The sequence below is a fragment of the Sphingopyxis sp. PAMC25046 genome (assembly GCF_004795895.1).
Lineage (GTDB): Bacteria > Pseudomonadota > Alphaproteobacteria > Sphingomonadales > Sphingomonadaceae > Sphingopyxis.
Genome location: NZ_CP039250.1, coordinates 2,907,483 through 2,929,533 on the forward strand (window position 1 = coordinate 2,907,483; position 22,051 = coordinate 2,929,533).

Below are 22,051 nucleotides of genomic sequence, written 5' to 3' on the forward strand. Positions count from 1 at the left end.
ATTATCAAACACGATATACGAAAATTTACCTTCCCTGTTTAGGACTCGCCCCCGGGACCAATAAGACAACCGTCCGAGGTGGGAATCGGGCGGCAGATATTTGAGTCGCGCATGTCGAATCCCGAGGCGTCCCCTGCCTCACCGGCCCCCGATGAAAAGCGCCAGCCGCGGCAGTCGCGTCTGGTCAAGGCCGCGCTCGCCTGTCAGAGGCTCGGCCGGTTCGACGTAACCCTGCGAAACGTCTCGTTGACAGGCGTCGGCGGGCAGGGTCCCCATATCTTGCAGATCGGCGAGCGCATGACGCTGTTCCTGCCCGGCCACGAGCCCATGCTCGGAACGGTGCGGTGGGTTGCGGGAACGCGTTTCGGCCTTCAGACCGACCGCGAAATCCAGACCATGCGCCTGCGCGCCGCGCATAACGACACGATCATCGCGGCCGACAGCATGGCCGATTTCCAGATCGTTCCTCCGCCGCGCGTCGACACCTGGCGCCCCGGCCTCACCCGGGCAACCGCCCTGCCGGGGCAATTCGGACGCAAACGGTAACCCTTTACCCGCGCGCGTCGAAGGCCGATCGCGCCTTTTCGATCCGGTCGAGATTGGTTTCGGCCCAGATCCAGACGCCGCAAAAGGCTTCACCCAGGCTGTGGCCGAGATCGGTCAGGCAATATTCGACCTTCGGCGGGACAACGGGATGGACCGTGCGCACCAGCAGACCGTCGCGCTCCATCGCCCGCAATGTCTGCGTCAGCATCTTTTGGCTGATCCCGGGAACGAGCCGCGACAATTCGGTGAAGCGGCACGTTCCATGATCCTCCAGTTCCTCGAGGACGAGGAGCGTCCATTTGTCGGCGACTCGGCCGATGAGTTCGTTCACGAGCGCCTCGACGCGCGGATCGACGGGCGCATGCGGATCATATGAAATTTTTTCAGGCGCGGGCATGACAGAAAATCCAATTCTCTCTTTCGGGTAACTATGGCACTTTTGGGTGCCTTCTTTCTTCTGGAGAGTATAGGAATATCTAGGCCTCCTCACCACCCCCAAGGAGAAGCGCCATGAAGACCAGCGGCAACACCATCCTCGTCACCGGCGGCGGCTCGGGTATCGGCCTCACGCTCGCGCAGCGCTGGCAGGACGCGGGCAACAAGGTCATCGTCACCGGCCGCAACGCCGTCAAACTCGACGCGGCGATCGCCGGACGCCCGAACATGTCGGCAATGTCGCTCGACGTCACCGACGCCGACGCCATTGCGGCCTTTGCGAAAGAGATCGTCGCCAAGCACCCCGACCTCAACATCCTCGTCAACAATGCCGGCATCATGAGCGCGGAGGATGCGAGCGCGAAGCGCGACCTCGCAAGCGCGGAGGCGACCGTCATCACCAACATTCTCGGCCCGATCCGGCTGATCGACGCGCTCGTCGATCATCTCGCGGCGCAGGCCGACAGCGCGATCATCAATGTGACTTCGGGGCTCGCCTTCGTCCCCTTTCCCAAGGCGCCGACCTATTCGGCGACGAAGGCGGCGATGCACAGCTATTCGGTCGCGCTCCGCATCCAGCTCGAGGGCCAGGTCGAGGTGATCGAACTCGCGCCGCCCGCGGTGCGCACCGAATTGACCCCCGGCCAGTCGACGCGCGAGCATTATATGCCGCTGGGCGACTTCGCCGACGAGGTGATGGCGTTGTTCGCGAAGACGCCGACGCCGGAAGAGATTCTGGTGCAGAACGTCCTGCCGCTCCGCACGGCCGAGGCCAGCGGCACCGTGCCGCAGATGCTGGCAATGCTGAAGTCACTGTAATCGGCCAAAAAGGGCCGTTTTTCGCCGGGACTGGCGCAAACGACCCTTTGCCACTATATGGCCGCGCATCATGCAGATTCCCGGCCATATCGATCCCGTCACGACGGGCACCGTCCCGCTGCGCGGCGGCAACCGCATCGACCTCGTCGGGCTAACGCGCGACGCGGTCGGCGGCGTGCTCGTCGAGGCCGGACTGGATGCAAAGGCAGCGAAGCTGCGCGCCAAGCAGATCTGGCATTGGATCTATCACCGCGGAGTCACCGATTTCGAGGCGATGACCGACATCGCCAAGACGATGCGCCCCTGGCTAACCGACCGCTTCATCATCGGCCGCCCCACCGTGCGCGAGGCGCAGGTGTCGAGCGATGGCACGCGCAAATGGCTGCTCGCCGCCGCCGATGGCCAGGAATATGAGATGGTGTTCATCCCCGACGCCGATCGGGGAACGCTGTGCGTGTCGAGCCAGGTCGGCTGCACATTGAACTGCCGTTTCTGCCACACGGGTACGATGCGCCTCGTCCGCAACCTCGGCGCGGGCGAGATCGTCGGGCAGGTGCTGCTGGCGCGCGATGCGCTCGGCGAATGGCCCAAAGGCACGATGGCGGGCTTCGGCGCCGATCCCGAGGACGAGGATTATGATGACGAGGCCGGGCACTATACCGCCGACGGCCGCATGCTCACCAACATCGTGATGATGGGCATGGGCGAACCGCTCTATAATTTCGACGAGGTCAAGGGCGCGCTCAAGATCGTCATGGACGGCGACGGGCTCGCGCTGTCGAAGCGGCGGATCACGCTGTCGACCAGCGGCGTCGTGCCGATGATGGCGCGCGCGGGCGAGGAGATCGGCGTCAATCTCGCGGTCTCGCTCCACGCGGTGAACAAGGAAATCCGCGACGAAATCGTGCCCTTGAACCGCAAATATGGCATCGAGGAACTGTTGCAGGCGTGCGCCGACTATCCGGGCGCCAACAATGCGCGGCGCATCACCTTCGAATATGTGATGCTCAAGGACAAGAACGACAGCGACGCGGACGCCCGCGAACTCGTGCGGCTGATCAAGCAATATAATCTTCCCGCCAAGGTCAATCTGATCCCCTTCAATCCCTGGCCCGGCGCGCCCTATGAATGTTCGACGCCCGAGCGGGTACGCGCTTTCAGCAACCTCATTTTCAAGGCCGGCATTTCGGCGCCGGTGCGCACCCCGCGCGGGCGCGACATCATGGCGGCGTGCGGGCAATTGAAGAGCGCCGCAACCAAGCCGACGCGCGCCGAACTCGACCGCATCGCCGAGGAAAAGCAGGCCGGGCTGGGCTGAGCGCCCTTCGCCCCCGAGTTTCGCTTCATTGAAACAGTTGGAAGTCTGCGGTTTCGCGGAAGGTATCCTGCATAGCTATTCTATACCGTGTGGTAAAAATAACACAGGTAAGAAAATTGTCACATTCTGAACGATCCATTCATTGAAGCGACAGGCGCCGACGCCATTTAAGGGCCGGGCCGCGACCCAAAGGGCGTGGTCCGTTTTGAATGAAGGAACGAAAAATGAAAAAATTCGCAGTTGCAGCCGCTCTCCTCTCGGCCGTCGTCGCAACCCCCGCCCTCGCGGCCCCCGCTGGCGAAGGCCGCGTGGAAGTTCGCGGCGGTCTGATCACCGGCAACGGCCAGGACGAAGCCACGCTCGGCGCCGCCGCCGGTTATGACTTCGACCTCGGCAGCTCGACCTTCGTCGGCGCCGAAATCGCGGGCGACAAGGTTCTCGTCGACGGCGCGAACGTCCAGTTTTCGGCTGGCGGCCGCGTTGGTGCCAAGATCGGCGCCAGCGGCAAGCTTTATGCCACCGGCGGTTACACCTTCGGCGACGTCGACGATCCCTATGTCGGCGCCGGCTACCAGCACAAGCTGACCCAGAATGTCTATGCCAAGGGCGAATATCGTCACCAGTTCATCGACAACTTCGGTGACTTCGACACCTTCGTCGTCGGCCTCGGCTTCGCTTTCTGATCCTTTCGGACTAGCGAGACGAAGAGAGGGGCGGCCCATCGGGTCGCCCCTTTTCTTTTGTCCGCGATCTGGCCACGGTACGCCGATGACGGCTTTTGCATATATCGGCGCGGCGCTGGCGGAGATCGCGGGCTGCTTCGCCTTCTGGGCGTGGCTGCGGCTCGACAAGTCGGTGTGGTGGGTCGTGCCCGGGATGGCATCGCTCGCACTGTTTGCCTGGCTGCTCACGCTCGTCGATGCCGAGCATGCAGGGCGAACCTACGCCGCTTATGGCGGTGTTTACATCGTCTCGGCGCTGCTGTGGCTGTGGGCGGTCGAGGGTGCGAAGCCCGACCGCTGGGATCTGATCGGCGGCGCCGTGTGCCTTGGCGGAGCGGCGATCATATTGTTCGGGCCGCGGGGTAGCTGAATCCTCAATCCTCCCTGTGCCGTAGGCATGGGGAGGTCGCAGCGGCGCAGCCGCTGACGGAAGGGCCAATGGCGCAACCTCGCGGCCCCTCCACCACCGCTTCGCGGCGGTCGCCCTCCCCATCGCTGCGCGACAGGGAGGATCTTATTATTCAGCGCCCGGCAGCGCCTGTTCGACCAGCGGCGCCAGCCCCTCGGCCACGACCTTCACCCCCTTGGCATTCGGGTGGAGATTGTCGCCCAGCATCAGCGATTTATCGGTAACGACATTGTCGAGGATGAAGGGATAGAAACTCGCCTCATATTTCGACGCAAGTGCCGGATAGATAGGGTTGAACTTGTTCGCATAGTCGCTGCCAAGGTTCGGCGCCGCCATCATGCCGGTGAGCAGCACGGGGATGTCGCGCTTCTTGAGTTCGGCGAGCATCGCATCGAGATTGGCGCGCGTCTGGTCGGGGCCAATCCCGCGCAGCATGTCGTTCCCGCCAAGCCCGAGCACGACGAGCGCGGGCTTGATCTTGGCATTGTCGAGCACATAGGTCAGCCGCTGGCGCCCCGCCGCGGTCGTATCACCCGAAACGCCCGCATTCTGGACGCGCGCGACGACGCCATCATTGGCAAGCGCGGCCTGCAATGCTGGCGCGAGGCCCTCTTTCGGTCCGAGCTGGTAACCCGCATAAAGACTGTCGCCGAAAGCGATCACGAGCGGCGCGTCGGCGGGGATCGCCGCCGTTTTGGGAGCGGCCGCCTTGTCGTTCGTCGATGCTGATGGCGCCTCCGCCGACCCGCACGCCGCGAGCGGTTGGCAAAGCGCAATCACGCAACCATATATCAAGGCAGAACGCCATCCGGCCGTTTTCATTCCAAAGGGTCCTCTCCTTGCCCGACACCCCACGACAATCGCCCGATCTGGCGATCGCCGCCCATAATGTGACGCTGACTTTGGGGAGCGACAAGGCCCCCGTCGAAATTTTGCGCGGAGTCGACCTGGAGGTTGCGGCGGGGACGTCGGTCGCGCTGCTCGGCCCCTCGGGATCGGGCAAAAGCTCGCTGATGGCGGTGCTCGCGGGGCTCGAGCGCGCCAATGGCGGCAGCATCCATGTCGCGGGGCTCGATTTTGCGGCGATGGACGAGGACGACCTCGCGCGCGCGCGGCGTGGCCGCATCGGCATCGTGCTCCAAGCCTTCCACCTGCTCCCGACGATGACCGCGCTCGAAAATGTCGCGGTGCCGCTCGAACTCGCGGGGCTACCCGATCCGTTCGGCCGCGCCGCCGCCGAATTGGAAGCCGTCGGCCTCGGCCACCGTCTCACCCATTATCCCGGGCAGCTTTCGGGCGGCGAGCAGCAGCGCGTTGCGATCGCACGCGCGATGGCAAGCTCGCCCGCGATCATCTTCGCCGACGAGCCGACGGGCAATCTCGACACCGCGACGGGACACGCGATCATCGAGCTGATCTTCGCGCGCCGCGCCGCGCTCGGCGCGACGTTGCTCATCATCACCCACGACCCCGAACTCGCCGAACATTGCGACCGGGTCGTCGTGATGCACGATGGCAAGATCGAAGAGCGGGCGGCCTAGGTGCTCCCCCTCGCCTCCCTCTGGCGGATTGCGCGGCGCGACCTTGCGACGCGCATCCGGGGCCTGCGCCTGCTCGCGGTCTGCCTGTTCCTCGGCGTCGCGACGCTAGCGGCGATCGGTAGCTTGACGCGCGGCATCACCTCCGAACTCGAGGTGCGAGGGCAGACGATCCTCGGCGGCGATATCGAATTCAGCCTGCCGCAACGCGAAGCGAGCGCCGAAGAAATGGCGGGCTTCCGCCGCGCCGGCACGCCGTCGTCGACGATCAGGTTGCGCGCGATGGCGAACGATCCCGACGGCGAGGCCTTGCTCTCCGAGCTGAAGGCGGTCGACGGCGCCTATCCGCTCTATGGCACGATGCGACTGGAGAGCGGCGCGCGCAACGGTCCGCCGCCATCGGGCGCAATCTGGATCGGCAAGGACCTCGCCACGCGGCTCGAGCTCGATGTGGGCGAGCGCGTAAAGTTTGGCGAAAAAGCGTTCCTTATCGACGGCATCATCGCCGAGGAGCCCGACCGGCTGGGTGAGGGCTTCACGCTGGGTCCAGTCGCGATCATCGGCCTCGCCGACCTGCCCACGACGCAGCTGATCCAGCCGGGCAGCCTCTATGAAAGCAAATATCGCATCCGCTTGGCCGAAAGCGCGAACCCCGAAGCCGTCGGCAAGGCGCTGACTGCCGAGTTTCCCGACGCGGGCTGGGACATCACCGACAGCAGCAACGGCGCACCCGGAACGCGGCGCTTCATCGAACGCATGGGACAATTCCTGTCGCTCGTCGGGCTGGCAGCACTGGTGATCGCCGGGATCGGCGTCGGCAATGGCGTGGCGAGTTACCTTGCGGGCAAGCGCCCCGGCCTTGCGACGCTGAAAGTGCTCGGCGCCGACAGCGGCACCGTCGCGCGCATCTATGGGTTGCAGATTCTGGCGGTTGCGGCGGTGTCGATTATCGCCGGGCTGATCGTGGGAGCGCTCGCCCCCGCGATCATAGGCTGGATCGCGGGCGATGTGCTGCCGGTCAAACCCGGCATCGCCATCTATCCGCTGCCGCTCGCCGTCAGCGCCGCCTACGGCCTGCTCATAGCGATCGCCTTCGCGCTGCCCCCGCTTGCGGCGACGCGCCATGTCCCCGCCGCAGGCCTCTACCGCGCGACGGTCAGCGGCGCGGCGCGGATTGACCGGCGCACCGTCATCGCGGTTGCCGCCGCGCTCGCCGCGATCATCGCGCTCGCCGTCGGCACGGCGCGCGAGCCGCTGTTCGCGCTCGGCTTTATCGGCGCGGCGATCGGGCTGCTCCTGATCCTCGTCGCGCTCGGCTGGCTCGTGCGCCGCACCGCGAGCCGCCTGCCGCGCCCCCGGCGCCCGCTGTTCCGCCTCGCGCTCGCGAACCTGCACCGCCCCGGCGCCGCGACGGGTGCGCTCGTCGTTGCGCTCGGGCTCGGCCTCACGCTGTTCGTCACGCTCGCGGCGATCCAGACGAGCATCACCGCCGAAATCCGCTCGACCGTTCCGCAGCGCGCGCCGAGCTTCTTCGTGCTCGACGTGCCGCGCGTCGACGCCGCACGCTTTCGCACGCTCGTGACCGGCGCAGACGCCAAGGCAGAAATCAACATGATCCCCGCGCTGCGCGGCAGCATCACCGAATTTCGCGGCCAGCGCGTCGATGAACTCGCCGAACTGCCCGAAGGCGCATGGGTGCTGCGCGGCGACCGCGGGCTGACATATAGTCCCGTCCTGCCGAACGGCAGCGAACTGGTCGGCGGCGCATGGTGGGCGGCCGATTACCGGGGACCGCCGCTGGTCAGCGTCGAGCAGGAGGTCGCGACCTCGCTCGGGCTGGGGCTTGGCGACACGCTCTCGGTCAATGTGCTGGGGGTCGAGGTGCAGGCGAAGGTCGCCTCCTTCCGCACAGTCAACTGGGACAATTTCGGGCTCAACTATGTGCTCGTCTTCTCGCCCGGCACCTTCGACGCGGCGCCGCATAATATGGTCGCAACGGTCGCGGTGGGGCCCGAAGCCGAAACCGCCCTGTCGCGCAGCATCCCGCGCACCTTTCCTTCCGCCTCGCTGATCGCGGTACGCGATGTCGTGAGCCAGGTCACCACCCTGCTCACCCAGATGAGCCAGGCGATCGCCGCCGCCGCGAGCATCGCGATCTTCGCGGGCATCGCGGTGCTGATCGGCGCAATCGCCGCGAGCCGCGAGCGGCGCGTCTATGACAGCGTGATCTTGAAGCTGCTCGGTGCAACGCGCGGCCAGATTTTGGGCGCGCAGGGCATGGAATATGCGGTGCTCGCGGGCATTCTCGCCGTGCTCGCACTCGGACTCGGCCTCGCGGGCGCCTGGTATGTCGTGACGCAGCTGTTCGAATTCGACTTCGCGCCTGACCCGCTGGTCGTCGGACTGACCTTGCTTGGCGGCGCGGGCCTGTCCTTCCTGATCGGCATCGCGGGAAGCTGGCCGTTGCTCTCGGCCAAGCCCGCGCAGGCGCTGCGCAGCCTCTAGTGCAAGAGGCGCACCACCGCCGACACAGCCGCGACGCCGAGCACGACCGCGACCATCGCCTGCCAGATATGCGGCGGCACGCGGCCGAAATGGCCTGCTCCGACATGGTTGCCGAGCCACATCGGCACGAACAGCAGCACCGCCATCAGGAACAGCCGCCAGGTCGCGATGCCGAGCCACAGCGACGCGAGCGTCCCGGCGATCGCGGTCATGAAAAAGATCATCAGCATCGACGCCCGCGCGACCTTCGGGTCGATCCGGCGGCGCAGGTAAAAGGGCACGACCGGCGGCCCGGGCATAGCTGCAAAACCGGTAAGGATACCCGATGTGATGCCCGTCCCCGCGACGGCAAGCCGCCCCGGGCGATGCCCCTCGGGCTTTTTCGGCAGCAGGACGGCGACGAAGGCCCCCACAGCGGCGAGCGTGATCAGCAGCCGCGCGATGTCGGCGGGGGTCAGGTCGAGCACATACATGCCGATCGGCGTCGTCGCCATCGCTGCGAGGCCGATCGGCAGCGCGGTCTCGCGGTCGGCGTCGGCGATGATATGCCCGATCCCGACGGGACCGATCAGCAGTTGCAACAATATGCCCATCACCACCGCCTCGCCCGGCGGGATCAGGATGCCGAGCAGCGGCACGAGGATGATCGCCATGCCGAACCCGGTCAGCCCGCGCACATAGGCGGCGCCAAAGGTCATCGCCGCCGCGCCGACGAGCGTCAGCGGCGCGAAGCCGAAAAGATGCGGGGTATCGATCATCGGCGCGGATCTTTCGGTTCCAGCGTGATCAACCACGCGTCGGGCAGGGTCAGATAACGGAGCGGCAAGAGGCTGGTCCCGAGCCCCGCACCGACGAAGACGCGCTGGCCATCGTCATTGATATCACCGCAAGCGAAGCGGTCGCCGTAGCGCGATACATAAGTCAGGGCCCCGATGAGGGGGAAGCGGATCTGGCCGCAATGCGTATGTCCGGCGAGGATCGCCGCGACCGGTCGCTTCACCGCCGGCACGATGTCGGGGCTGTGCGACAGGATCAGCGGGATGCCCTTGCCCAGCCGGTCCATCACGGCGAGCGTCGCGGGCACATCGTCATGCCCCGAATGTTCGTCATCGACCCCGCCGACGATCAGCGGCCCGAGCTTGACCGCCTCATTCTGCAAGACGCGAAGCCCATGACGTTCAAGCGCGCCGCGCAGCGCATCGGGTTCGAACCAGTGATCGTGATTGCCCGGCGCGGCGACAACGCCGAGCGGCGCTTGCAGCCCGGCAAGCGGCGCAACCACCTCGTCGGCGGTATAAATATGGGTCGCGATCCGCTTCGCGCTGACCAGATCGCCGGCGACAAGTATGATATCGGGCCGCAGCCGGTTGAGTTCGCCGACGATGCGCGCCAGCCGTTCGGGCGGCATGTCGGGCCCGGCGACATGCGTGTCCGAAATCAGCAGGACCTTCAGCGGCGCCTGACCCGCGGGCCAGTCGGCGACCGCGACCGTCGCGGTGCGGACGACCGGATCGCGCGTCGCGTTCCAATAGCCCTTGGCGAGCAACAGCAGGCAGAACAGCGCGAGCAGCGCTGCCCAGCGCAGCCATCGCCGCCGCGGCTTCGCGCTCAATCCTTGAGGTCCGGCGGCGTCGCTTCACCCTTCAGCATCGCGATCGCCTCGGCGAGCGGCATGATGCGCTGCCCGTCCTGCCCGAGCGTGCGGATCGCGACCGTCCCTTCCTCGGCCTCGCGCTTCCCGACGACGAGCAGATAGGGGACTTTTGCAAGACTGTGTTCGCGAACCTTGTAATTGATCTTCTCGTTGCGAAGGTCGCTGTCGGCGCGGATGCCCGCCGCAGTGAGCTGCGCGACCGCATCCTTCGCATAATCGTCGGCGTCGCTGACGATCGTCGCGACGACCGCCTGCACCGGCGCGAGCCAGGTCGGGAAGCGGCCCGCGAAATGCTCGATCAGGATGCCGATGAAGCGCTCATAGGTGCCGAGGATCGCGCGATGCAGCATCACCGGGCGATGGCGCTCGCCATCCTCGCCGATATAGCTCGCGTCGAGCCGTTCAGGCATCACGCGGTCGGACTGGATCGTCCCGCACTGCCACGTCCGGCCGATCGCGTCGGTCAGGTGGAATTCGAGCTTGGGAGCGTAGAAGGCGCCCTCGCCCGGCAATTCTTCCCAACCATAATCCTCGTTCGCCATGCCGGCGCGCGCGACCGCTTCGCGAAGTTCGGCCTCGGCCTTGTCCCACATTTCGTCGCTGCCGAAACGCTTTTCGGGGCGCAGCGCGAGCTTCACCGCATATTTCTCGAACCCGAGCTGGCGATAGACGCGGTCGAGCAATTCGCAGAAAGCGCGCACTTCCTCGACGATCTGGTCCTCGCGGCAAAAGATATGGCCGTCGTCCTGCGTGAACTGGCGCACGCGCATGATGCCGTGCAGCGCGCCGTGCGGCTCGTTGCGGTGGCAACAGCCCATTTCGGCCATGCGCAGCGGCAGGTCGCGGTACGACTTCATGCCCTGACGAAAGATCAGGACATGTGCCGGGCAGTTCATCGGCTTCAATGCCATCCACTCGGCATCGTCGGAGACGATCGGGCCCTCATCCTCGATGTTCGGGATTTCGTCGGGGATGACGAACATATTCTCGCGATATTTGCCCCAGTGACCCGACTGTTCCCACTGCTTGGCGTCCATCACTTGCGGGGTCTTTACCTCCTGATAGCCCGAACCGTCGATCGCGCGGCGCATATAGGCCTCGAGCTCGCGATAGATGCGATAGCCCTTGGGGTGCCAGAAGACGCTGCCATGCGCCTCTTCCTGCAGGTGGAACAGGTCCATCTCGCGCCCGATCTTGCGGTGGTCGCGCTTCGCGGCCTCCTCGAGCCGAACGAGATGTTCGGCGAGCTGCTTCTTGTTGAGCCAGCCAGTGCCGTAGATGCGCGAAAGCTGCGCATTCTTCTGGTCGCCGCGCCAATAGGCGCCCGAAACGCGCGTCAGCTTGAACGCGGCGGGGTCGAGCTTGCCCGTCGAGGCGAGGTGCGGGCCGCGGCACATGTCCATCCAGCCATCGCCCGAGCGATAGACGGTCAGTTCCTCGCCCTGCGGCAGTTCGGCCGCCCATTCGGCCTTGAAGGTCTCGCCCTCGGCCGCCCATTTGGCGATCAGCTTGTCGCGCTCCCACACTTCGCGCGTGAGGGGAAGATCGGCGGCGATGATCTTGCGCATCTCCTCCTCGATCAGCGGCAGCTCGTCGTCGCGGAACGGGCCATGCTCGGCGGCCGGCGCAAAGTCGTAATAGAATCCGTCGTTCGTCGACGGGCCGAAGGTGATCTGCGTGCCCGGAAACAGCGTCTGCACCGCTTCCGCCAGCACATGCGCATAGTCGTGACGCACGAGTTCGAGCGCGTCGGCCTCGTCGCGGCTCGTGACCAGCGCGAGCTCGGTGTCGCCTTCGAACGGGCGCATGATGTCGCGGAGCTCGCCGTTGACGCGCGCCGCGATCGCGGCCTTGGCGAGGCCGGGACCGATCGCCGCCGCGACATCGGCCGGGGTCGAACCGGCGGGCATTTCGCGCACCGAGCCATCGGGAAGGCTGATTTTCAGCATCTCACTCATCGAAATCCGTCTTTCATCGCTTTGGTCCGCGCCATGGCACAAGGCGGCGCGCACCGGAAGAGGCCGCGTCCAGCTTTCGAAAATTCGGATGGAGGGACGCCGCGCCACCCGAACCCGGGCGGCAGCCGGCGCGGGCTCAGGCCGCGGCCGACCGCCCCCGACATGCGGGGGTAGTGGTGGTCCGGGTCGTGATCGGCGTCCGCGTCATTCCGTCCACATAGGCGGCGCAAAAGCCTTTGTCATCATCCGGCGGAAACCTATGCTGACCTTCGGCCTTCCGGGAGTTTCATCATGTCCCACGCACCGACGCACAGCATCGCCGCCATTCTCCCCTGTAGCGACCTCGACGCCAGCACCGCATTCTACGAAATGCTGGGCCTGAAAGTCGTGAGCGACCATGGCACTTATCGCCTGCTCGCCGACGGCAAAGGCTGGCAATTGCACCTGACAAACGAATCCGGCCCGACCTGGCCCGAGCGCGACCAGAATCCCTTCGGCCTCTACCTCTATACCGAACAGGTAGCCGAACTCGCCGAACGAGCGCGCGACCGCATCCTCGATCGCGAAAAAGCGCCGACGCACAAGCCATGGGGCATGTATGAATTCGCGCTGTCCGATCCCGACGAGGCGCTGGTGCGCGTCGGGTGGCCCAGCCATCTCATCGGCTAAACCACCAAGCACCCTTGTCACGATGTAAATGACGCTTGACTCTCGGATCACTTTATGTCAATGTTACTTTACTAATTAACAAGGAAGCTTGACCGATGTCGCCTGTATTCCGTGCCCTGCTCTGGGCTATTCCCAGCTTCGCCGTCGCCCTCGGCTGGATCGCCGACCTTATTCCGTCGCCGCTTGCCAGCACGCTCCTTCTCGTCTTGCCCATCGTTATGCTCGCAACCACGCCGCGCGCGGTCTGCCGGAAAGCCTGACCGATGGCGACGAACCCCGCACAGCGCCGTTACGTCGGCCGCATGATCCCGATTTCGATCGCCTATATCGCGGCGGTGATGCTGGCGAGTTGGATCATTCCGGATAACGCCGCGGCGACGCCACTGACCGTTGCGGTAGCTTTGGTTCCCGCGCTCGCTACCTCGGGGTTTATCTGGGCAATGGCGCGCTATCTGGCCGAGCTCACCGACGAATATGTGCGCATGCTTGAGATCCGCAAGATTCTGGTAGCCACCGGGCTTACGTTGGCGCTGGCAAGCGGCTGGGGCATATTGGAATTGTTCACCGACGTGCCGAAGGTGCCGCTTTTCTTTGTCTTCCCGGTCTGGTGCCTCGGGCTGGCGGTCGGATCACTCGTCAACAGACTGACCATCGGCGACGCCGGACCTTGCGCGTGAAGAACCGCCTGAAAGTCCTGCGCGCCGAGCGAGACTGGAGCCAGCAGGATCTCGCCGAGCGGCTGGAGGTGTCGCGCCAGTCGGTCAATGCGATCGAGACGGGCAAATATGACCCGTCGCTCCCTCTCGCCTTCCGCATCGCCGACCTGTTCGGCCTGCCGATCGAATCGATTTTCCTGCGAGAGCAATAATCGCGCGGGCGAGCCTTGCAGGCCGCCTCCGCGCCCGCTACGGCGGCGGCAGCCGGAAAGGAGCCCACCGCCATGTTCAAGCGCCTGTTCGTCGACCATCCGAAGAGCGTCGATGAAAATTACATCGAACATTTCGGCGTCGCGTCGAAATTCGGCGTGACGATGATCTGGGGCGGGCTCTGCGCGCTGGTCCATGCGGTCGTCCCCGGCTGGTGCATCACCACGGGCAGCGACACGATCCAGCGGCTCAACCACATCATGGTCGAAAAGCGGCGCGCCAAAGGGCAGGCCGTGATGCAGATGAGCACGATCGACTGGGTCATCTGATCGCGGTGGACGCCGTTCCCGAATATCTCGAACGCTCGGGCCGCCCGCGGCTCGCCTATCGCCATACGCCGGGCGCTGGCCCGACGATCGTCTTCCTGCCCGGCTATATGTCCGACATGGCGGGCGGCAAGGCGACGGCGCTCTTCGACTGGGCGGCGAGCGAAGGCCACGCCTGTCTGCTGCTCGATTATGCCGGATGTGGCCTGTCGGACGGCCTTTTCGCAGACCAGACCCTCCTCGACTGGCGCGGCGATGTGCTCGACCTGATCGACGCGAAGGCCGAAGGGCCGGTCGTCCTCGCCGGATCATCGATGGGCGGCTGGCTGATGCTGCTCACCGCGCTCGCGCTCGTGCAGCGCGACGGGCCCGGCCGCGTCGCCGGGCTTGTCGGGATCGCGGCGGCACCCGATTTCACCGACTGGGGCTTCACGCCGGAAGAAAAGGCGGTCATCCTCGCCGAAGGCGCGCTAATCGAGGAAACGCCCTACAGCGACCAGCCCTATGTGACGACGCGCGGCTTTTTCCAGTCGGGCGAAGCGAACCGCCTGCTCGACGGCGAAATCCCCCTCGCCTGCCCCGTGCGCCTGCTCCACGGACAGGATGACGGCGACGCTCCGTCCGACATCAGCCTGCGTCTGTCGGCCGCACTCGCGAGCGAGGATGTGCAGGTCACGCTAGTGAAGCGCGGCGACCACCGCCTGTCGCGCGATACCGATATCGCGCTGCTGATCGATACCGTCGCGCGCCTCGCGACAAACTAGAAACCGTCGCACGCCTCGCGACGAATTAGAGGAACATCATGGCCCGCAGCGACTTCAAGTTCCACGTCACCAAGCGCGTCCGCTATGCCGAGATCGACGCGCAGCGCGTCGTGTTCAACAGCCGCTATCTCGAATATTTCGACATCGGGATCACCGAATATTGGCGCGCCGCGGGCGTCTATGACCGCTGGCCCGACCACAGCAGCCCCGAATTCCACGTCGCGCGCGCCGAGGTCGATTACAAGGTTCCGATCCTGCTCGACGAAGAGATCGACATTTGCGTGCGCGCGTCGCGCGTCGGAAAAAGCTCGATGACCTTCCTGTTCGAACTGCACGGCGCAGGGAGGGACGACCTGCGCGCCGCAGGACAGCTCGTCAACGTCCATGTCGCCGAGGCGCAGGGCGCGCCGGCGCCGGTGCCGGACGAATTCCTATTCCTGTTCGAAGCGTTTGAAGCGCGGCCCCTTCGCGCCTAAATAGGACGCCATGACCAGATATCTTCACACGATGATCCGCGTGTCGGATCCGCAAGCCACCGTCGACTTCTTCAAGCTGATCGGGCTGGAAGAAACGCGCCGTTTCGACAATGAGGGCGGCCGATTCACCCTGATCTTCCTCGCCGCGCCCGGACAGGGCGACGTGGCCGAGGTCGAGCTGACCTATAACTGGCCGCCCGCCGACGGCAGCGCACCCGAAGCCTATACGGGCGGCCGCAACTTCGGCCACCTCGCGTACAGGGTCGACGATATCTACGCGACCTGCCAGCGGCTTATGGACGCCGGGGTGACGATCAACCGCCCGCCGCGCGACGGCCATATGGCCTTCGTGCGCTCGCCCGACGGCATTTCGGTCGAGCTTTTGCAGGATGGATATCTCGACCCCGCCGAGCCCTGGGCGTCGATGCCCAACACGGGCAGCTGGTAAGCGCCGCGCGATGCCGGGCCTGTTGATCAACATCGACGTGCCCGACCTTGCCGCCGCCGAGCATTTCTACACCGCGGCGCTCGGCCTGTCCGCCACGCGCCGGTTGGGCGACGATATCGTCGAGCTGACGGGATGCGAAATCCCGATCTACCTGATCGCCAAGCCCGCCGGGTCGATGATCGGCCCCGACAGCGAAGATTTTCGTCGCTACAACCGGCACTGGACGCCGGTGCATCCCGATTTTTCGGTCGAAAATCTCGACGAAGCGATCGCGACAGCCATCGCCGCCGGCGCGGTGCAGGAGAGCGAGACATTGGACCTGCCCTATGGCAGACAGGCGATGTTCGCCGATCCGTTCGGCAACGGATTCTGCCTGATCGCGTTCAACGAACGGGGCTATGACGCCCTTCTGACCTGAGCAGGAGAACCAAGGCCCGCTGGCGCCCGCTCCGTCTTGAAAGAGCGAGACGCTGGAAAGGAGATGAAATGGCTGCGCTGGACATCGTCCGAATTCCCGTCCTCAGCGACAATTATGTCTGGCTGGTCCATGATCCCGCCAGTCAGGCGACGATGGTCGTCGATCCCGCGCTCGCCGAGCCGGTGCTGGAGGCGGCCGCGGCGCGCGGCTGGACGATCACCGACATCTGGAACACACACTGGCACCCCGACCACACCGGCGGGAATACCGCGATCAAGGAAGCCACCGGCTGCACGATCACCGGCCCCGCGGCGGAATATGCGCGCATCCCGACGCTCGATGTCCAGGTGAAGGGCGGCGACAAGGTGAAGCTCGGCGAACATGTCGCCGACGTCTGGGACGTGCCGGCGCACACCGCGGGCCACATCGCCTACCACTTCGCTGCGGACGCTGCGATCTTCGTCGGCGACACGATGTTCGCGATGGGCTGCGGCCGGCTGTTCGAAGGCACAGCCGAACAGATGTTCGCCAATATGCAGAAGCTCGGCACGCTCGACGATGCGACCCGCGTTTACTGCGCCCACGAATATACGCTGTCAAACGCGCGCTTCGCGGTGACGGTCGATCCCGATAACGACGCGCTCGCGGCCCGGCTGGCGGCGGTCGAAGCGGCGCGCGCGGCGGGTGAAGCGACGGTGCCGACCAGCATCGGCGAAGAACGGGCGACCAACCCCTTTTTCCGCGCGCCCGACGCGGCCGAACTCGCGCGTATCCGCGCGCTGAAGGACGGCCTGATGCCGCTTCAGCGCCCATTCATCTGCAACGGCGAAAGTGGCCGATCTCAAGGAGCGATTTCATGGCGAAGCTGAACCTGATGGTTGCCGCGCTGTTGACCGCGGCCATGCCGCTGGTCGCCGGCTGCGCACCTGCGGGGTCGAGCGAGCCGGGCGCCGCCGCGCTCACGCCCAAACAGGCCGAACGGCTCGACAAGCAGCTCGCCGGCAAGGTTCCGGGCAAGCCGATGAAATGCTTGCCAAGCTATCGTACCAACGAAACGATCCGCGTGTCGGACAGCATCCTGCTCTATCGCTCGGGCGGCAATCTGGTGTATCGCAACGATCTAAAGAGCAGCTGCCCGGGCCTTGCGCGCGACAGCGACATCATGGTGGTGCGCCAGTTCGGGTCGTCGACCTGCGAAGGCGATTTCTTCCATCTCGTTGACCGGTCGAGCGGCATTCGCGGACCGACATGTGTGTTTGGCGAGTTCGTCCCCTATCGCAAACCGGAGGGGGACAAAGGCTGAGCCGCTGGTTCAGTCGCAGGCGGGGCCCGGTTTGCGCCGAGCTCTTCGGGTCGCACCCCCGCCTGCTATAGATGAACCGTCGCCCCCGCGAAGGCGGGGGCCGCCGGTCTACGCAGCGATGCCGGAACAGGCCTCCACGGACCTCCGCCTTCGCGGGGGTGACGATCAGGGCTTTACAGCTAAGCCTTATACAGCGCTGCTATCTTGTCTTCATAAACCTGTTTCAGCACATGCCGCCGGATCTTCATCGACGGCGTCATCTGTTCGTTTTCGATCGTGAAGGCTTCGTCGGCAAAGTCGAACTTGCGCACCTTTTCGATCACCGAAAGCTGGCCGTTGACGCGATCGACCGCGGTACGGATGGCGGTGCGGAACTTCTCATGCTCGCGCAGCAGCTTCAGATCCTTGGGCAGTCCTTCAGTCTCGGCCCATTCGGTCGCCCATTCGGGATCGGGGACGAGGATACCGACGAGGTGCGGGCGCTTGTCGCCATAGACCATCGCCTGCAAGATTTCAGGCTGGAGCGTCAGCATTCCCTCCACCCGCTGCGGCGAGACATTGTCGCCCTTGTCGTTGACGATCAGATCCTTCTTGCGGTCAGTGATGACGATCCGGCCCTTGTCGTCGATATGCCCGATATCGCCGGTGTGGAGCCACGGCCCGGCTCCGGGGTCGGCAGGGTCGGCGATCAGCACGCGCTCGGTCTCGGCATCGTTGCGCCAATAGCCCTTCATGACGAGCTCGCCCCGCACGCAGATTTCGCCATCGTCGGCGATGCGCACTTCGGTATTCATCAACGGCGGGCCGACCGTGTCCATCTTGATCCCCGCGCTCGGGCGGTTGCAGCTGATCACCGGCCCCGCCTCGGTCTGCCCATAGCCCTGAAGCAAGGTCAGCCCGATCGAATGAAAGAAGACCCCGATTTCGGGATTCAATGGCGCGCCGCCCGACACCAACGCCTTCATCCGGCCGCCGAAGCGCTTGCCGATCTTGGGCCGGAATAATTTGTCGAGGATCAGGTCGACCGGCCGGTCGAACACGCCCATCCGCCGCTCATAATCCTTCTCGCCGACGCGCAGCGCCTGATTCAGCATCCAGTTCGCAAGCTTGCCCTGTTTTTCGACCGCCTTGATCATCCGCGCGCGGATCACCTCGAACAGGCGCGGCACGACGACCATGATCGTCGGGCGCGTCTCCTCGATGTTCGAGACGAGTTTTTCGAGCCCTTCGCTATAATAGATTTGCGCGCCGACCATGATCGGCAGGAATTGGCCGCCCGAATGTTCATAGGCGTGGCTGAGGGGCAGGAACGACAGGAACACCTCTTCCTCGCCGATGCCGAAATCGTTGACGAGCACTTCGGCGGCGCCCGCCGCATTGTGCAGGATCGCGCCATGATGCTGCATCACGCCGCGCGGCGCGCCGCCGGTACCGCTGGTGTAGATGAGGCAGGCGGTGTCCTCGCGCTTGACGCCGAGCCCGCGCGCCTTGGTTTCCTCGACGTAAGCCTCGCCGCCTTCGACGAGCGGCGCCCAGTCGTGCACCGACACCTCGCCCTGCTGGCCGACGCGCAGACTTTCCATCGTGATGACGATATGCGCCTCGGACCGCATCACTGCAGGCATCAATGTGCGCGCAAGTTTCGCGGTCGACACGATCACCGCCTTCGCGCCGCTATTGTCGAGGATGTGCTGATGATCGCGTTCGGTGTTGGTCGTATAGGTCGGCACGGCGATACAGCCCGCAGCCATGATGCCAAGGTCGGCGATGCACCATTCGGGCCGGTTCTCGCTGACCAGCACCACCCGATCGCCTTCCTTGAGGCCGAGTTCGCGCAGATTGTGCGCGAGCGCAGCGACCTGATTGGCGACCTGCCGCCAGCTCAGCGGCTGCCACGCGCGATCGGCCTTGCGCCACAGGAAGGGATCTTCGCCGCCGCGCCCCGCGCGGTCGAAGAACATCGCGACCAGACTCGGAAAATGGTCGAGATGGGGATTTTCCAGCCTCATTCTGCCTCTCTCCAGGGAGATTTCGATGTTTCTTTTGTTATCGTTGATCAATTCTGTGCCGGAGCGCCGTCGATCGACGAGCTGCCGGGGCCGCGCGGATCGGCGGCGCCCCGATAGCCCGCCGCGGTGTGCTCGACCGCGTTGAGTTTCGACCCGAGCCCGGTGGCGGTGAAGCTGTAACCGAACGGTTTCATCTTCGCGGCGATCGCCTGCCCCGCTTCATTATTTTCGATCAGCACACCGGCCTTGCCGAAGAAAAGATTGGGCAGTTCCATCGCCGCCTTTGCATCGAGCCCCCAGTCGAGCACGCCAACCAGCACCTTGGTCACGTGCATGATGATGCGCTTGCCCCCCGCCGAACCGACCGCGAGCACGACCTTGCCGTCGGGGCCGTAAACGATCGTCGGCGACATCGACGACAGCGGGCGCTTGCCCGCCTGCACACGGTTCGCGGTCGGCACACCGCCCTGCGTCGGAGCGAGGTCGAAATCGGTGAGTTCGTTGTTGAGGAAATATCCGCCCGCGATCAGCTGGCTGCCGAAAATGCTTTCGACGGTCGAGGTCATCGACACGACATTGCCCGCCGCATCGACGGTGACGAAATGCGTCGTGCCCTGTTCGGGAATCGCGGGCGCCGCGGCGCGCGGCTTCGCGCCGGGCGGCGTGCCGGGTTCGTAGCGGCCCGCGGCGCGATAGGGCGAAATGAGCTGGCGGCGTTCCGCCAGATAGCTCTTGTCGAGCAGCCCCTTCACCGGAACGTCGACGAAATCGCCATCGCCGAGATAGGCGGCGCGGTCAGCGTAGCTGAGCTGCATCGCCTCGGCGAGCAAATGCCAGCTCATCGGATTGTCCTTGCCCATCGCTTTCATGTCCCAGCCCTCGATCATGCCGAGAATGCCGAAAACGGTCGTCGCGCCCGATGAGGGCGGGCCCATGCCGCAGACCTTGTAGACGCGATAGCTGGTGCAGACGGCGGGGCGTTCCTTCGCCTGATAGGCGGCGAGATCCTTCGCGGTGAGCGCGGCCGTGTTGCGCGGCGCCTTTGCCACTGCGTCGGTGATTGCCCTGGCATTGGCGCCCGAATAAAAGGCGTCGGGGCCCCGCTCGGCAATGGCGCGCAAGGTTGCGGCATAGGCGGGATTCTTGATCCGCGTACCGACGGGTGCGGGCTTGCCGTCCACATAATAGATCGCGCGCGCGTCGGGAAAATCCTTCCACATCGGCTCGAATTCGATGAGCCAGTTATGGAGCACAGGCGTGACGATGAAGCCTTCTTCGGCAAGCTTGATCGCGGGCGCGAACAGCGCCTTCCATTCGAGCTTGCCCCATTTCTTATGCGCCATTTCCATCAGGCGCATATTGCCCGGCACGCCGACCGACAGCCCGCCGGGAATGACGTCCATATAGCCCCGCGCCGTGCCGTCGGGGCCGAGGAAGCGTTCGGGCTTCGCCGCTGCCGGCGCCATTTCGCGGCCATCGATCGTCGATATGCTGCCGTCCTTCGCATTGTGATGCAGCATGAAGCCGCCGCCGCCGATGCCGCTCGACTGCGGCTCGACCAGCGTCAGCACCGCGACCATGGCAACGGCTGCGTCGGCGGCGGTGCCGCCTTGATGCAAAATCTCGCGCCCCGCCTCGGTCGCGCGCGGATCGGCCGACGAGGTGACGCCCTGCGCAGCGGCGAGCGATGGGAGGGTGAGGGTGACGAGCGCGGCGAGCGGGAGGAATCTTTTCAACATGGCCGCGACATTGGCGTGGCCCTCGGGCCAACGCAACCCCGTCAGTGCGCGGTGCCCACCGCATCGGCTACGCGCGCGAAACCTTCGCGCGCGGCGAGCTTTTCAAGGCCATGTGCGATCCGCGCCGCGAGACCCGGGCCTTCATAGACCATCGCCGAATAGATCTGCACAAGACCGGCCCCGGCGCGGATACGCCCCCACGCGTCGTCCGCCGATGCGATCCCGCCCGCAGCAACCAGCGGCAATCGGCCGCCACTCGCAATGTGAAAATCGCGGACGCGCCGAAGCGCCAGTTCGGCAAGCGGCGCGCCCGACAGCCCGCCCGCCTCCCCCGCGTGGCGCGAAGCGAGGACCGGGCGCTCGATCGTGGTATTCGATACGATGACGGCGGCCAGCCCTTTGTCGAGCGCGACCGCGACGATGTCGTCGATGTCGGCGGGTTCGAGGTCGGGGGCGACTTTCAGAAAAACCGGTTTCGCCGCCCCGGCGGGCTGCGCCGCCGCGACGCCGTCGAGCAGCGACTCGAGCGCGCCTCTGTCCTGCAGCGCGCGCAGCCCCGGCGTGTTCGGCGAGCTGATGTTAACCGTCAGATAGTCGGCGAGCGGCGCCATCGCCGATGCGCCCTTCGCATAATCGGCGATGCGGTCGGCGCTGTCCTTGTTCGCGCCGATATTGATGCCGAGCGGCACCGGCAGTCCGAAACGGCGAAGGCAGCGTATCCGCTCGGCCGCCGCCGCCTGCCCGCCGTTGTTAAAGCCCATGCGATTGATCACCGCACGGTCCTCGACCAATCGGAACAGCCGCGGGCGCGGGTTGCCCTCCTGCCGCAGCGGGGTCAACGTGCCGACTTCGACGAAACCGAAGCCGAAGTGGGGCATCGCGTGCGCGACGCGGGCATCCTTGTCGAAGCCGGGCGCGAGACCGACGGGATTGGGAAAGTGGAGCCCCGCGAAATCGGTCGCCAGCACCGGGCTCGTCAGCGCATGGCGGGCGCGCGGCAAGGGCGCGAGCGCATTCAATGTCAGATTGTGCGCCGCCTCGCCGTCGGTGGCGTGAACGATCGGGCGGACGAACGCATAGGCGGCATCGGTGAGCGAGGCGAAGAGCGACATGGCCCGCCATTGCGCCG

26 protein-coding genes are annotated in these 22,051 nt (G+C 65.4%); 18 read left to right on the forward strand and 8 right to left on the reverse strand.

All coding sequences use genetic code 11. The annotated features are described in order from the left end of the window. The first annotated feature begins 111 nt into the window (after nucleotides 1–111). On the forward strand, nucleotides 112–546 hold the full coding sequence (locus E5675_RS13785; protein WP_136175016.1) for a PilZ domain-containing protein: 435 nt from the start codon (nucleotides 112–114) through the stop codon (nucleotides 544–546). Between the two features lie 4 nt (nucleotides 547–550). Here E5675_RS13785 and E5675_RS13790 read toward each other — a convergent pair whose 3' ends face one another. Next, nucleotides 551–943 carry a helix-turn-helix domain-containing protein gene (locus tag E5675_RS13790; protein ID WP_136175017.1) on the reverse strand — a complete coding sequence of 131 codons (393 nt, stop codon included), beginning with the start codon at nucleotides 941–943 and terminating at the stop codon, nucleotides 551–553. Between the two features lie 113 nt (nucleotides 944–1,056). On the opposite strand from E5675_RS13790, the gene E5675_RS13795 reads away from it, so the two are divergent. From E5675_RS13795 to E5675_RS13810, 4 genes are all read left to right on the forward strand, one after another. Continuing rightward, on the forward strand, nucleotides 1,057–1,800 hold the full coding sequence (locus E5675_RS13795; protein WP_136175018.1) for an SDR family oxidoreductase: 744 nt from the start codon (nucleotides 1,057–1,059) through the stop codon (nucleotides 1,798–1,800). Between the two features lie 70 nt (nucleotides 1,801–1,870). Beyond that, nucleotides 1,871–3,118, forward strand: coding sequence for a 23S rRNA (adenine(2503)-C(2))-methyltransferase RlmN (rlmN, locus tag E5675_RS13800; protein ID WP_210727530.1), 1,248 nt, complete (start codon nucleotides 1,871–1,873; stop codon nucleotides 3,116–3,118). A 224-nt stretch (nucleotides 3,119–3,342) separates the two neighbouring features. Beyond that, the gene (locus E5675_RS13805; protein WP_136175020.1) at nucleotides 3,343–3,801 is read left to right on the forward strand and encodes an outer membrane beta-barrel protein; all 459 of its coding nucleotides are present in this window, start codon (nucleotides 3,343–3,345) and stop codon (nucleotides 3,799–3,801) included. An 85-nt stretch (nucleotides 3,802–3,886) separates the two neighbouring features. Then, nucleotides 3,887–4,210 (forward strand): YnfA family protein, encoded by a 324-nt coding sequence (locus tag E5675_RS13810; protein WP_136175021.1) that lies wholly within the window; start codon nucleotides 3,887–3,889, stop codon nucleotides 4,208–4,210. Between the two features lie 147 nt (nucleotides 4,211–4,357). Here the strand turns inward: E5675_RS13810 and E5675_RS13815 are convergent, their stop codons facing one another. Further along, entirely contained in the window at nucleotides 4,358–5,071 is a 714-nt protein-coding gene (locus E5675_RS13815; RefSeq protein ID WP_136175022.1) for an arylesterase, read from the reverse strand. Nucleotides 5,072–5,088: 17 nt separating this feature from the next. Between E5675_RS13815 and E5675_RS13820 the strand changes: the two genes are divergently transcribed. Together E5675_RS13820 and E5675_RS13825 are read left to right on the forward strand one after the other, a co-directional pair. Next, the gene (locus E5675_RS13820; RefSeq protein WP_136175023.1) at nucleotides 5,089–5,790 is read left to right on the forward strand and encodes an ATP-binding cassette domain-containing protein; all 702 of its coding nucleotides are present in this window, start codon (nucleotides 5,089–5,091) and stop codon (nucleotides 5,788–5,790) included. Then, a complete protein-coding gene (locus E5675_RS13825) occupies nucleotides 5,791–8,292 on the forward strand; it encodes an FtsX-like permease family protein (protein WP_136175024.1) in 2,502 nt (833 codons plus the stop codon). Here the strand turns inward: E5675_RS13825 and E5675_RS13830 are convergent. From E5675_RS13830 to thrS, 3 genes are read right to left on the reverse strand one after another with little or no spacing between them, the layout of a single operon-like run. After that, nucleotides 8,289–9,050, reverse strand: coding sequence for a sulfite exporter TauE/SafE family protein (locus tag E5675_RS13830; protein ID WP_136175025.1), 762 nt, complete (start codon nucleotides 9,048–9,050; stop codon nucleotides 8,289–8,291). The genes E5675_RS13825 and E5675_RS13830 overlap by 4 nt on opposite strands. Further along, nucleotides 9,047–9,904 carry a metallophosphoesterase gene (locus tag E5675_RS13835; protein WP_247594623.1) on the reverse strand — a complete coding sequence of 286 codons (858 nt, stop codon included), beginning with the start codon at nucleotides 9,902–9,904 and terminating at the stop codon, nucleotides 9,047–9,049. The genes E5675_RS13830 and E5675_RS13835 overlap by 4 nt, the downstream gene beginning before the upstream one ends. Further along, nucleotides 9,901–11,904 carry a threonine--tRNA ligase gene (gene thrS, locus E5675_RS13840; RefSeq protein WP_136175026.1) on the reverse strand — a complete coding sequence of 668 codons (2,004 nt, stop codon included), beginning with the start codon at nucleotides 11,902–11,904 and terminating at the stop codon, nucleotides 9,901–9,903. Before thrS ends, E5675_RS13835 begins: the two co-directional genes overlap by 4 nt. A 291-nt stretch (nucleotides 11,905–12,195) precedes the next feature. Here thrS and E5675_RS13845 point away from each other — a divergent pair, with 291 nt between their 5' ends. The 11 genes from E5675_RS13845 to E5675_RS13890 all read left to right on the forward strand — a co-directional run bounded on the left by E5675_RS13845 (nucleotide 12,196) and on the right by E5675_RS13890 (nucleotide 17,174). Beyond that, nucleotides 12,196–12,573 carry a VOC family protein gene (locus E5675_RS13845; RefSeq protein WP_136175027.1) on the forward strand — a complete coding sequence of 126 codons (378 nt, stop codon included), beginning with the start codon at nucleotides 12,196–12,198 and terminating at the stop codon, nucleotides 12,571–12,573. A gap of 95 nt (nucleotides 12,574–12,668) precedes the next feature. After that, a complete protein-coding gene (locus E5675_RS21510; RefSeq protein ID WP_168707866.1) occupies nucleotides 12,669–12,833 on the forward strand; it encodes a hypothetical protein in 165 nt (54 codons plus the stop codon). 3 nt (nucleotides 12,834–12,836) lie between these two features. Further along, complete coding sequence (locus E5675_RS13850; RefSeq protein WP_136175028.1) at nucleotides 12,837–13,250, forward strand: hypothetical protein; 414 nt, start codon at nucleotides 12,837–12,839, stop codon at nucleotides 13,248–13,250. Next, on the forward strand, nucleotides 13,247–13,441 hold the full coding sequence (locus tag E5675_RS13855; protein ID WP_136175029.1) for a helix-turn-helix transcriptional regulator: 195 nt from the start codon (nucleotides 13,247–13,249) through the stop codon (nucleotides 13,439–13,441). The genes E5675_RS13850 and E5675_RS13855 overlap by 4 nt, the downstream gene beginning before the upstream one ends. 72 nt (nucleotides 13,442–13,513) lie before the next feature. Beyond that, nucleotides 13,514–13,768 carry a DUF6356 family protein gene (locus tag E5675_RS13860; protein WP_037556512.1) on the forward strand — a complete coding sequence of 85 codons (255 nt, stop codon included), beginning with the start codon at nucleotides 13,514–13,516 and terminating at the stop codon, nucleotides 13,766–13,768. Beyond that, the gene (locus E5675_RS13865; protein ID WP_136176488.1) at nucleotides 13,765–14,529 is read left to right on the forward strand and encodes an alpha/beta hydrolase; all 765 of its coding nucleotides are present in this window, start codon (nucleotides 13,765–13,767) and stop codon (nucleotides 14,527–14,529) included. Before E5675_RS13860 ends, E5675_RS13865 begins: the two co-directional genes overlap by 4 nt. A gap of 38 nt (nucleotides 14,530–14,567) precedes the next feature. Then, entirely contained in the window at nucleotides 14,568–15,005 is a 438-nt protein-coding gene (locus E5675_RS13870) for a thioesterase family protein (RefSeq protein WP_136175030.1), read from the forward strand. A 10-nt stretch (nucleotides 15,006–15,015) separates the two neighbouring features. Beyond that, complete coding sequence (locus E5675_RS13875; protein WP_136175031.1) at nucleotides 15,016–15,453, forward strand: VOC family protein; 438 nt, start codon at nucleotides 15,016–15,018, stop codon at nucleotides 15,451–15,453. 10 nt (nucleotides 15,454–15,463) lie between these two features. Further along, on the forward strand, nucleotides 15,464–15,871 hold the full coding sequence (locus E5675_RS13880; protein WP_136175032.1) for a VOC family protein: 408 nt from the start codon (nucleotides 15,464–15,466) through the stop codon (nucleotides 15,869–15,871). Nucleotides 15,872–15,939: 68 nt separating this feature from the next. Next, nucleotides 15,940–16,740, forward strand: a complete 801-nt coding sequence (gene gloB, locus E5675_RS13885; protein ID WP_247594624.1) for a hydroxyacylglutathione hydrolase — start codon at nucleotides 15,940–15,942, stop codon at nucleotides 16,738–16,740. Beyond that, nucleotides 16,728–17,174, forward strand: coding sequence for a hypothetical protein (locus tag E5675_RS13890; protein WP_136175033.1), 447 nt, complete (start codon nucleotides 16,728–16,730; stop codon nucleotides 17,172–17,174). Before gloB ends, E5675_RS13890 begins: the two co-directional genes overlap by 13 nt. 179 nt (nucleotides 17,175–17,353) lie before the next feature. On the opposite strand, the gene E5675_RS13895 is transcribed toward E5675_RS13890, so the two are convergent. The 3 genes from E5675_RS13895 to E5675_RS13905 are packed head-to-tail and all read right to left on the reverse strand — an operon-like array spanning nucleotide 17,354 to nucleotide 22,034. After that, the gene (locus E5675_RS13895) at nucleotides 17,354–19,183 is read right to left on the reverse strand and encodes an AMP-dependent synthetase/ligase (RefSeq protein ID WP_136175034.1); all 1,830 of its coding nucleotides are present in this window, start codon (nucleotides 19,181–19,183) and stop codon (nucleotides 17,354–17,356) included. A 47-nt stretch (nucleotides 19,184–19,230) separates the two neighbouring features. After that, nucleotides 19,231–20,922: a gamma-glutamyltransferase gene (gene ggt / locus E5675_RS13900; protein WP_136175035.1), complete on the reverse strand. Its 1,692-nt coding sequence runs from the start codon at nucleotides 20,920–20,922 to the stop codon at nucleotides 19,231–19,233. Between the two features lie 41 nt (nucleotides 20,923–20,963). Further along, nucleotides 20,964–22,034, reverse strand: coding sequence for a quinone-dependent dihydroorotate dehydrogenase (locus E5675_RS13905; protein WP_136175036.1), 1,071 nt, complete (start codon nucleotides 22,032–22,034; stop codon nucleotides 20,964–20,966). Nucleotides 22,035–22,051 lie beyond the last annotated feature (17 nt).